This is a genomic window from Butyrivibrio sp. (genome assembly GCF_017635265.1).
GTDB lineage: Bacteria > Bacillota > Clostridia > Lachnospirales > Lachnospiraceae > Butyrivibrio.
The window spans coordinates 1-10,898 of the sequence record NZ_JAGBLU010000013.1 but is presented as its reverse complement, the minus strand read 5'-3'; the positions used below and the strand labels follow the sequence as shown (position 1 = coordinate 10,898).

The 10,898-nt window shown below is 39.1% G+C and carries 10 protein-coding genes; 7 read left to right on the top strand and 3 right to left on the bottom strand.

Going from position 1 to position 10,898, the window contains the following annotated elements; genetic code table 11:
* Nucleotides 1-464 precede the first annotated feature (464 nt).
* Complete coding sequence (gene queA / locus J6O61_RS01905) at nt 465-1,514, bottom strand: tRNA preQ1(34) S-adenosylmethionine ribosyltransferase-isomerase QueA (protein ID WP_292208892.1); 1,050 nt, start codon at nt 1,512-1,514, stop codon at nt 465-467.
* Between the two features lie 263 nt (nt 1,515-1,777).
* Between queA and J6O61_RS01900 the strand changes: the two genes are divergently transcribed.
* From J6O61_RS01900 to J6O61_RS01870, 7 genes are all read left to right on the top strand, one after another.
* Nucleotides 1,778-2,593: a Uma2 family endonuclease gene (locus tag J6O61_RS01900; protein ID WP_292208889.1), complete on the top strand. Its 816-nt coding sequence runs from the start codon at nt 1,778-1,780 to the stop codon at nt 2,591-2,593.
* 24 nt (nt 2,594-2,617) lie between these two features.
* The gene (locus J6O61_RS01895) at nt 2,618-3,553 is read left to right on the top strand and encodes an NAD(+) diphosphatase (protein WP_292208887.1); all 936 of its coding nucleotides are present in this window, start codon (nt 2,618-2,620) and stop codon (nt 3,551-3,553) included.
* Nucleotides 3,554-3,570: 17 nt separating this feature from the next.
* On the top strand, nt 3,571-5,286 hold the full coding sequence (locus J6O61_RS01890; protein WP_292208885.1) for an ABC transporter ATP-binding protein: 1,716 nt from the start codon (nt 3,571-3,573) through the stop codon (nt 5,284-5,286).
* A 21-nt stretch (nt 5,287-5,307) separates the two neighbouring features.
* On the top strand, nt 5,308-7,086 hold the full coding sequence (locus J6O61_RS01885; RefSeq protein WP_292208883.1) for an ABC transporter ATP-binding protein: 1,779 nt from the start codon (nt 5,308-5,310) through the stop codon (nt 7,084-7,086).
* A 147-nt stretch (nt 7,087-7,233) separates the two neighbouring features.
* Nucleotides 7,234-8,199 carry a MetQ/NlpA family ABC transporter substrate-binding protein gene (locus J6O61_RS01880; protein ID WP_292208881.1) on the top strand — a complete coding sequence of 322 codons (966 nt, stop codon included), beginning with the start codon at nt 7,234-7,236 and terminating at the stop codon, nt 8,197-8,199.
* Nucleotides 8,200-8,387: 188 nt separating this feature from the next.
* Nucleotides 8,388-9,359: a methionine ABC transporter ATP-binding protein gene (locus tag J6O61_RS01875; protein ID WP_292208879.1), complete on the top strand. Its 972-nt coding sequence runs from the start codon at nt 8,388-8,390 to the stop codon at nt 9,357-9,359.
* 85 nt (nt 9,360-9,444) lie between these two features.
* Complete coding sequence (locus J6O61_RS01870) at nt 9,445-10,107, top strand: methionine ABC transporter permease (protein ID WP_330613706.1); 663 nt, start codon at nt 9,445-9,447, stop codon at nt 10,105-10,107.
* Nucleotides 10,108-10,248: 141 nt separating this feature from the next.
* On the opposite strand, the gene J6O61_RS01865 is transcribed toward J6O61_RS01870, so the two are convergent.
* Both J6O61_RS01865 and J6O61_RS01860 read right to left on the bottom strand, forming a co-directional pair.
* Nucleotides 10,249-10,410, bottom strand: a complete 162-nt coding sequence (locus J6O61_RS01865; RefSeq protein WP_196809816.1) for a hypothetical protein — start codon at nt 10,408-10,410, stop codon at nt 10,249-10,251.
* 26 nt (nt 10,411-10,436) lie between these two features.
* Nucleotides 10,437-10,898 (bottom strand): transposase (locus J6O61_RS01860; protein ID WP_292208872.1); only part of this gene is annotated, 462 nt, incomplete at its 5' end.

The following is a 10,898-nucleotide window of genomic DNA, read 5'->3' as shown; positions in this document are numbered from 1 at the left end:
TCAAAATCCTTGTCGAATGGTGTTGTAATCTCAAAAATCAGGCTATATTTCCAAAACAGAATCTTCGCTCTCTTTACATTGAAAGACGCAGACATTTAGTCACACATATCCTTGAAAGTAGCCACACCTACTGTTCTCGGATTCAGAGCCCGAGGCTCTTGTAACCAGCCACACCGCAGGTGCTTGCCGTTGACGGGTTCTGAGAGAAACGCTACAATGCTGAATCCGACGGTGCGCAAATCTAATTACTGTTCCCATCATCCTCACCGTCGGCTCGCAGACCAAGGCGTTTTCCTCAGGTTCAGTCAATGGTGGCGGACGTTGCCAATCACTTACGCATATACAAGGGGAGAGTATTTGGCACAATAAAAGATATAGCCATTATACTCTCCCTGCTTTACATTGTAAGGTTTTACGATTATTGATTTAGATGTAAATTGATTTTGCAGATATCAAAGTAATGTTTATTTAAAGAAACATGCATCTCCAAAGGAGAAGAAGCGGTAACGCTCTTTGATGGCTTCTTCGTAGGCTGCAAGGACATGTTCTCTTCCTGCAAGTGCTGACACGAGCATTACAAGTGTTGATTCAGGAAGATGGAAGTTTGTGATAAGCTGATCCAATACCTTGAATTTATAGCCGGAATAGATAAATATTGATGTATCCCCGCTGCAAGCTGAGAGATGTCCATTCTCATCAGCGGCACTTTCTATAGTTCGGCAGCTTGTTGTACCGACACAGATAACGCGGTGACCACTTTCTTTTGCGCGGTTAATCTTATCTGCCGCTTCCTGAGTAACCTGATACCATTCGGTGTGCATATGATGTTCAAGTACATTGTCTACCTTCACGGGTCTGAAAGTTCCAAGTCCCACATGAAGGGTTACAAAGGCCATATCCACGCCTTTTGCCTTGATGTCATCAAGTAGCTTTTCTGTAAAGTGAAGACCTGCTGTTGGAGCGGCAGCTGAACCCTCATATTTTGCATATACGGTCTGGTACATGTTTTTATCCTGAAGCTTATGTGTGATGTAAGGTGGAAGAGGCATTTCACCAAGTCTGTCCAAAACTTCCTCCCAGATCCCATCGTAATAGAACTTAACAAGTCTGTTTCCTTCATCAACAATATCAAGAATCTCGGCTTTTAAAATTCCACCGCCAAATGAAACTCTTGCACCGGGTCTTAACTTTTTACCGGGTTTAACAAGTGTTTCCCAGACATCAGCTTCCTTTCTTTTAAGAAGAAGAATCTCTACAGCTGCTCCGGTGCCTTCTTTTTCACCAAGAAGCCTTGCAGGGATAACCTTTGTATTATTAAGAACAAGGCAGTCACCGGGCTCAAGGTAATTTATAATCTCATTGAACTTATGATGCTCGGTTTCGCCGGTTTTTTTGTCCACCACAAGAAGTCTGCACTCATCTCTTTTTTCCATTGGATCCTGAGCAATAAGTTCCTCGGGAAGATCAAAATAATAATCTGAAGTTGATAATCCTATTTCTTTATTTTCTGCCATTTCAAATTCTCTTTTCTATATATGATTGTTCATTTAGCGTTTAGTTACTAATGATCATTCTTAATGATATTACCTTTATGATACTGATACTTTTTCCGTGCCACGTTATTATAGCAAAAAATAAATGAAATACAACTGTGGAAATATAATGGATATAATATTGATAATAAATGGAAAAGAAAAAAGAGAACACTGTTGCCTGATGGATATAAAAATAGTATTATATGGATAATAAATTTGTATTTGTGAAATGAGGTACAGCTATGACTATTGAAGAGATGAAACAGAAAAAGAAAGATTTTGGATATAGCTATGAAATGATAGCCCGGAGGTCAGGACTTCCAATAGGAACTGTACAGAAGGTTTTAGGCGGAATAACCAAGCATCCGAGGTATTCGACACTTAAGGCTTTGGAAAAAGTATTTATTACTTATGATTTTTCCTTTTATGATAAAGACGACATTAAAAACATACTTAAGGAAGATGAACCTGCCTATGGCAGAACGAATATGAAAAAAAATGAGAAAAAGCAAGGTGAGTACACCATTGCAGATATAGACAAATTACCTGACGATAAGATGGTGGAATTGATTGATGGGGTTATATATGATATGTCTGCCCCAAAAACTTACCATCAGTTGATTGCCGGATTAATATTTAACAAACTGTTACAGTTTATCTCGAATAATAATGGTATGTGTGTTCCTTTTATCGCACCGACTGGTGTGCAACTTGATGACGATGAAAAAACTCAGGTGCTGCCGGATGTTATGATTGTATGTGATAGGGACAAAATTGATTCAAAAGTTGTGCATGGAGCACCGGACTTTATAGTAGAAGTCTTGTCTGATTCTACCAAGAGTAAGGATATGCATATTAAGCTTACAAAATATGCGAACGCGGGAGTAAAAGAGTATTGGATGATTGATTCGGAAAAGAAAAAGATAATAGTGAATGATTTTGAACATGAAGATGTAAATATTTATGGTTTTAATGACGAAGTTCCGGTGATAATATATGGAGGAAAATGTGTAATTGATTTTAATGAGATCAGTAGTTATATTTCATTTTTAATATAATTTAAGAAGAGAAGGGATAAGCAAATGCTACAGGATATTACACCGTTAGAACTTAAAAATCACTATGATCCTACGATTAAACATAAAGATGACGATTTTGTAATTGTCTTTATTAATACCAGCCAGGGAAAAAGATTACTTCTTAAATCTGATACTGAATTAAAAACAATAACTTTTCCAAAGGTTGTTGATTTAAAAGAAGTAAATGAAGCATTAACTTATCTTTTTAGTATAGGTAAAGAAAGATTTTTTTTATTAAAGCCTGAAATTGCCGATAGTACATATGGTGCGGATGTTGCAACAGATTTGGACGGAAATATTAAAAATCTCAATCTTCCTGATGGTTTTGAGTTCTGCTCAATGATGACCTTTAGGAAAGAGTATCTAAAGCCGCAGCATTATGTATACGCAGCTTACACAGCATTTCACCTTCACGAGTGGTATCAGGTAACCAGATTCTGCGGCAGGTGTGGAACTCTTAATGAAGATCACAAGACTGAAAGAGCAAGGATATGCCCTAAATGCGGCAATATCATTTATCCAAGGATAAATCCTGCAGTTATTATTGGCGTTACTGATAAAGAGACCAACAGGCTCATTTTAACCAAATACAGAACAGGATTTGCGCATAATGCTCTTGTTGCCGGATTTACAGAAATCGGAGAGACACTTGAAGAAACCGTTAAACGTGAAGTTATGGAAGAAGTGGGACTTAGCGTAAGTAACGTCAGATATTACAAGTCACAGCCATGGGGAATTGCAAGTGATATACTGGCGGGATTTTTTTGTGATGTGTCAGGAGAAAAAGAAATACAGATGGATACATCAGAGCTTAAGTATGCAGAATGGGTAGCTCCTTGTGACATAGAGCTTCAGCCATTGGATTACAGTCTTACCAATGAGATGATGAGGTTGTTCAAAGAAAAAGGGTACGAGGGGACAATAGGTGATAGTCAATGAATCTGATTTTCAGATATATGAAAAAGTATAGTGGAGCCATATTTCTTGCTATATTTATAAAGCTTATAGGAACAATGTCGGAGCTTACTCTTCCGTATATTCTTGAGTATATGATTGACTATGTGGTTCCGTCCGGAAATCTCACTTTAGTTATTATGTGGGGACTACTGATGTTTGCAGCAGCGGTTCTTTGCAGACAGTTTAATGTTTTAGCCAATAAAAAAGCAATTTTTAATGCGCACAAAGTAAGCTACGATGTAAGAGGCGACCTTTTTAAAAAGACAGCTAATCTCTCAGGAGATAAATTTGATGAATTTACTCTTCCCAGTCTTATAAGCCGTATGACTTCTGACAGCTATAATGTTCAGTCCGCAGTCCAACAGATCCAAAGCTTGTGTGTAAGAGCTCCAATGATGTTGTTTGGCGGAGTGGTAATGACTCTTTTTATGGATTGGCATCTGGCAATGATTCTTATCATAATGCTTCCTTTTTTGATTGGAATAGTGCTTGTGGTATCTTCAAAAGGAATACCTATGTACACTATTGTCCAGCAGAAACTTGATACAGTTGTGCGAATCATGAGAGAAAACATAACCGGCATCAGAGTTGTAAAGGCTCTTAGCAAATCGGAATATGAAAAGAAAAGATTTAATGAAGCAAACGTTCAAATGGCAGCAAGTGATATTAAGGCAAGCACTGTAATGGCAATACCCGGACCATTTATGCAAATGTGCCTTAATATCGGACTTACACTTGTGGTTATTATCGGTGCGGCAAGAGTAAATGCAGGACTTATGCAGCCGGGAATAATACTTGCCTTTCTTACTTACTTTAATATGATCACCATGGGAGTAATGGGACTTAACAGAATATTTATGAGTCTTTCAAAGGCGAGTGCAAGTGCAGACAGAATAGATGCTATATTGAGCGCCAAAGATGAGTGGACTGTTCTTGAAGGGAAAGATACAGAAACAGATGAGTTTATAAGTTTTGAGAATGTAAGCTTTTCATATGGCAGTAAAAAAAGTCAGAGCAGTGGCTTTGCAGGTGATAAAAGGCAAAAAGCCCTCGATAATATCAGTTTTTCTCTAAAAAAAGGAGAGAGTCTCGGAATCATAGGACCTACAGGATGTGGAAAAACCACAATAATCAACCTTCTTATGAGATTTTATGATGCAGATGAAGGTGACATAAAAATCGCAGGCAGAAGCGTTAAATCTTTTGAAAAGGATGAACTTAGACGGAAGTTTGGCGTGGCGTTTCAAAATGATATGGTATTTAAGGATTCACTTTTTAACAATATTGATTTTGGAAGAGATTTGCCAAAAGAAAGTGTTGATCAGGCGGTAAAGGATTCTCTTGCCTATGAATATATAAGTGAACTTGAAAAGGGGCTTGAGTATCAGGCTGATATAAAAGGTGCCAATTTATCAGGTGGGCAAAAACAGAGACTTTTAGTTGCAAGAGCTTTGGCGGGGCATCCGGAGATTTTGGTTTTAGATGACAGCTCAAGTGCTCTTGACTATAAAACTGATGCCGCTATGAGAAAGGTCATTAAAGAAAATCACAAGGACAGTACACTTATACTTATTGCTCAGAGAGTCAGCAGCGTTATGGGAATGAATAAGATCATGGTTATGGATAACGGAAAATGCATTGGACTTGGTACCCATAAAGAGCTTATGGAAAACTGCAGTGCATATAGAGAGACCTATGAGATGCAGACGACATAAAACGAAACTAAGGAGTTAACTATGCCGGGACCGGGAGACAGAGGCGGAGCAAAACAAAAGCCCAAAGATGCGAGAAAGACTTTAAGAAGGCTTTTAAAATATATGCTTGAGTATGCTTGGATAGTGTTTTTGCTACTCATATGTGCATTTGCCAGCAACATAGGGAATCTGTTAGGACCTGATTTTGCAGGAAAAGCAATTACCGCGGCAAGCGAAGGAAAAGGAAATGTAGATATGCACATTGTTGTACACTACGGTCTTTTGATGCTTGCAGTATATGTTGGCAGTAACTTATTAAGCTTTCTTGTGAATATTGGAATGATGCATGTTGGAAGATATGTGGCCAGGAACATGCGACGGGATGTTTTTAACAAGCTGATGAAACTTCCTGTCAGCTATTTTGATAAACACCTTGCGGGAGACATAATAAGTCGCGTTTCATATGATATTGATGTGGTCAGCACCAGCCTGTCATCAGACGTGGTACAGATTTTGACCAGTATTGTAACTGTTGTGGGAAGTTTCACCATGATGTGCATGATATCTGTGCCACTTGTTTTTTGCATGGCATTTACGATTCCGGTATCTGTATTATTTACTGGATACATGAGTAAAAAGACAAGACCTCTTTACAGGGTAAGAAGCCTTGCCTATGGGGAAATGAATGGTTTTGCGGAAGAGATGTTCACAGGGCAAAAGACTATCCTGGCATATGCTCATGAAGACTACGTTTGTGACAGGTTTGAGGAAATAAACAGAAATGCTGCAGAGGCTTACAGGGATGCAGATGGACTTGGTATGACGATGGGCCCAACAATCGGACTTATAAATAACATAGGGCTTTCAGCAATTGGGCTTGGCGGAGCTCTATTATATATGAATTCAGTTGTTGGAATAGGTCAGATTTCAAGTTTTATTCTGTACAGCAGAAAGTTTAGTGGTCCAATAAATGAGATATCCAATATTATAAACGAAATATTCAGCGCACTTGCTGCGGCAGAGAGAGTTTTTCAGCTTCTTGATGAGATTGAAGAGGTAAAAGACAAAGAAGGTGCTGCGATTCTAACTCAGGCCAATGGGCTTGTAGAAGCAAGAAATGTGGAGTTTGGTTATAAAAAGAACAGGATAATCATCCACGACTTTAACATGCTGGCAAAACCGGGTGAGACAGTGGCTATAGTCGGGCATACAGGAGCAGGTAAGACGACGATTATCAACCTTCTTATGCGTTTCTATGATCCTCAAAACGGAATGATCTATGTTGATGATAATGAGGCCGTATCTTACACTATGAAGAGCCTTAGAAAGAACTATTCTATGGTTTTGCAGGATACGTGGGTCTTTAATGGGACTATTTTTGACAATATCGCATATGGAAAAGAAAATGCGTCAATGGAGGAAGTTGCAGAGGCTGCCAAGGCTGCACATATCCATAACTACATAATGAAACTGCCGCAAGGATACAGCACAGTCATAAGCGAAGATGGCGGCAATATAAGTAAGGGGCAAAAGCAGCTGATCACAATCGCCAGAGCAATGCTTTATGATACGAGCATGTTGATCCTTGATGAGGCCACGAGCAATGTTGATACTGCAACGGAGAGAAAAGTGCAGGCTGCAATGAGGACTCTTATGGTTGGAAAAACCTGTTTTATCATAGCTCACAGATTATCAACTATCAGAAATGCAGATAACATTTTAGTAATGGATAACGGAGATGTAGTAGAACAGGGAAGTCACGATGAACTCATGAAAAAACAGGGAGCCTATTACAGACTGTATGCCAGTCAGTTTGAATAGTATATAAGCGTTACTGCAATTAGTGAACAGTAACATATAAGCATTAGTTATCGCTTTCTAAAAAGAAACAGTATTTCATTTTTGTATTTTTCATTGTTATAATTTGTTCTATAATAAATAGAAATGTATTAACGAGGAGGACTTATTATGAAGAAGAGATTTTTGACAAGTATTGTGCTTGCCGGTGTTCTTGCATTTGGAGCACTTACAGGCTGCGGAAGCAGCGCTGAGAGTGAAGCAGCACAGGCAGAAGAAACACAGGCAGAAGAAACACAGGCACAGGAAACTCAGGAGGCTGAAGCTACCGAGCAGGCTTCTGATGAAGCTCCAGCTCAGACAGAGGATGGAGATAAGACAATCAGAGTTGGTGCAACACCAGTTCCTCATGCAGAAATTCTTGATAACATTGTAAAAGAAGTTCTTGCAGAAGATGGTTGGACACTTGAGACAGTTGTTTTCTCAGATTATGTTCTTCCAAATACTTCACTTGAGGCTGATGAGCTTGATGCTAACTACTTCCAGACACTTGGCTATATGAACCAGCAGAATACAGACGCAGGTCTTCACCTTGCAGCTGTAGCAGGCGTTCACATTGAGCCAATGGGAATTTACTCACAGAAGTATACATCACTTGAAGAACTTCCTGATGGTGCTTCAATTGGTATTCCTAATGACCCTGACAATGGAGAGAGAGCACTTGATCTTCTTGTTCAGAAGGGACTTCTTGCATCTAAAGGCGGATTTGGAACAGATGACAGCTATACAGAGGACTCTTTAACCAATGATGCTGAAGCCAATCCTCATGGTTACGTTATCACACCACTTGAGGCAGCAAGCCTTCCGCTTTCACTTCCTGATCTTGATGCAGCAGCTATCAACGGTAACTATGCACTTGAGGCGGACCTTCCGTCAACATACCCTGCTCTTGACATTGAAGAGTTCGATGATGAGACAACTGTTAAGAGAACAAACTTCCTTGTAGTTAAGCAGGGCAATGAAACATCAGAAAAGACACAGGCTCTCATCAAAGCGCTTCAGTCAGATAAGGTTCAGGCATATATTGATGAAACCTACAAGGGAGCAGTTATTACTTCATTTATTGATGCACAGTAATCATTTTGCCTAATATAATAATCCTACCTAAAGGCACGTTGTTTTTGCAGCGTGCCTGTTCTATTACTTATGACTTATTTTTATCCCGGGAATGCATGTAAATGTTTCATAGCGCTTAAAAGTTGCATCAAGGCTCTGGGTTTTGATATACTGTTTCAGGTATAAATAAAAAAGAAAGCAGAAAAACAATGATACAGATAAAGAATGTAAAAAAATCATTCAATAAAACAGAAGTTTTAAAGGACATTACCCTTGAAATAGAAAAAGGGGATATTTTTGGAATAATAGGACAATCCGGTGCAGGAAAGTCCACACTTTTAAGATGTATAAACGGTCTTGAGGATTATGATCAGGGCGAGATTCTTGTAGATGGACAAAAGGTTGATATTAAGGATAAAAAGAATCTTCGTCTTTTACAGAAAAGAATGGGAATGATTTTCCAAGGTTTTAATCTTTTGGAGCGTCTTGATGTATATCAGAATGTTGCACTTCCTATGAAGTTCTGGGGAATAAATACCAAAACTCCGGAGGCAAAAGAGAAGATTTTAAACCTTATAAAGCTTGTAGGACTGGAAGATAAGGTTCATTCAAAGCCAAGAGAATTGTCAGGCGGTCAGAAACAGAGAGTAGCAATAGCCAGAGCATTGGTTCTTGATCCTGAGTTTCTTTTATGTGATGAGGCGACAAGCGCTCTTGATCCTGAGATTACCAAAGGAATACTTGCACTTTTGCAAAAAATCAATAAGGAGATGGGTATTACAATCATAATTGTTACCCATCAGATGGAAGTAGTTAAGCAGATATGTCAGAAGGTTGCATTTTTAAGCAGCGGAAAAATGCTTGCAGTCGGAAAGCCTGAACAACTCTTTGTATGGCCAAAAGAAGTAGAAATAAGAGATTTCCTTAGAGAAGAAAGTGATAAGCTTCCGGAGGTAGGAGTTAATCTTAAGCTCTTTTTCTTTGGAGAGGGCAATCAGAGACCAATCGTTACTCAGATGTCTCAGGAGCTTCACACAGATTTTAATATCTGCTGGGCCAAACTTGAGGATTTCAGAGAAGATGTATATGGAAGTCTGGTTCTTAACATGGATGAAAAAGATCTGGAAAGAGCCTGTGCTTTCCTTGATTCAAAGAAAGTGACATGGGAGATAATAAACTGATTCATTTTCCTTGATTTTATAGCTTTAGTGAATTATCTGCTTAATAGTTGCAGATGAAATAGATTTTTATCCGGAGGAACAAAAAATGTCAGGAATATTGTCAACAACAGGCATGGGGACTGTAGTTTTCACTGCCTTTAAACAGACACTATACATGGTGTTCTGGTCTACACTTTTTTCAGTAATACTGGGATTTATCCCGGCAATCATACTTACGCTTACAGCACCTGATGGTCTTAAACCAAACAAGCTGGTGTATGAGATACTAAGTTTTATTGTAAACGTATTCAGGAGCTTTCCTTTTATCATACTTTTGGTAATCCTGATACCATTTACCAGAATGGTAGTTGGTAAGTCTATCGGAACAACAGCTTCTATAGTACCTCTTACAGTTTCAGCAATTCCCTACATTGCGAGGGTGTTTGAGACAAGCCTTAGAGAGACCAATCCCGGGGTAATTGAGGCAGCCAGATCATTTGGTGCTTCCAATTTCCAGATTCTTATGAGAGTATACGTAAAAGAATCAATCCCAAGAATGTTAAACGGTGTAGTGCTCCTTATTATTTCGCTGATTGGGTACTCAGCAATGGCTGGAACCGTAGGCGGTGGCGGAATCGGTGATATAGCAATCCGTTATGGATACCAGCAGTACAAGACCGATTACCTGATTGTTTGCTCCATCATCTTAATAGCATTTGTACAGCTCATTCAGATGATTGGAAACCATATGTATAAAAAGATGAGCTAATATGTACATAGACATCCCAAAGTTTTATCAGGGATGTCTTTTTTTGTTTAATAGGAAATTGCGCCTTTACGGCGCAACCTTGAATTAAAAGGCCCGGGCAAGACCGGGCCATGCAAAGCGGAGGTATGCTGATTGTTATTATCAGTCTACCTCGTCAAAGAATTCATCATCTTCGTGCATGAAGTAATCCATATCGAGAAGGTCTTCATCGTCCATCTCACGGATTTCATCCGCCGACATGCCTTCCGGCGGGCATTGCATGTATTTCTCTCTAAGCTTTGCTATTAGTGCTTTATCAACCATGATTTATCCTCCTGTCATGCCTCATTTTAGCATGCCAGGGAATGAGTTTGAACAGGGGCGCGACATTTGGGACGGCATTTTCCCATTACCTTTTCATATAAGTCTTCGAGAGAAACACGTTTGTGATTGTAGTATAGTTCGAGGAATTTCATAGTGCTGTTACATTTTGGACATTTCAGCGGATCATATCCAAATGATGAAAGTATTCCGGATCGCCATTTTAAGAATGACTGTAGAAATGGCTTTTTTGACGGATGAATAAGACGATATAACTTTTTGTCAGATTCTCTGTGTCGACCATATACGCCGTAATAGCGTATCATCTTGAAGTCTTTTTCTGGGATGTGCTGTATGAGACGCTTGATGAATTCAATGGCTGGTATGGTCTCAGTTACAAGAACTTCATCTTCATGGCGATTGTAGTGGAAAGTGATAGTATCCTTTTCTTTATCATAGGAATCTATTCTTGAAAGCCCTATTACAGGGCG

Coding starts and splice junctions, on each gene's coding strand:
- queA (WP_292208892.1), bottom strand. CDS start 1,514: ATGGCAGAAAATAAAGAAATAGGATTATCAACTTCAGATTATTATTTT.
- J6O61_RS01900 (WP_292208889.1), top strand. CDS start 1,778: ATGACTATTGAAGAGATGAAACAGAAAAAGAAAGATTTTGGATATAGC.
- J6O61_RS01895 (WP_292208887.1), top strand. CDS start 2,618: ATGCTACAGGATATTACACCGTTAGAACTTAAAAATCACTATGATCCT.
- J6O61_RS01890 (WP_292208885.1), top strand. CDS start 3,571: ATGAAAAAGTATAGTGGAGCCATATTTCTTGCTATATTTATAAAGCTT.
- J6O61_RS01885 (WP_292208883.1), top strand. CDS start 5,308: ATGCCGGGACCGGGAGACAGAGGCGGAGCAAAACAAAAGCCCAAAGAT.
- J6O61_RS01880 (WP_292208881.1), top strand. CDS start 7,234: ATGAAGAAGAGATTTTTGACAAGTATTGTGCTTGCCGGTGTTCTTGCA.
- J6O61_RS01875 (WP_292208879.1), top strand. CDS start 8,388: ATGATACAGATAAAGAATGTAAAAAAATCATTCAATAAAACAGAAGTT.
- J6O61_RS01870 (WP_330613706.1), top strand. CDS start 9,445: ATGTCAGGAATATTGTCAACAACAGGCATGGGGACTGTAGTTTTCACT.
- J6O61_RS01865 (WP_196809816.1), bottom strand. CDS start 10,410: ATGGTTGATAAAGCACTAATAGCAAAGCTTAGAGAGAAATACATGCAA.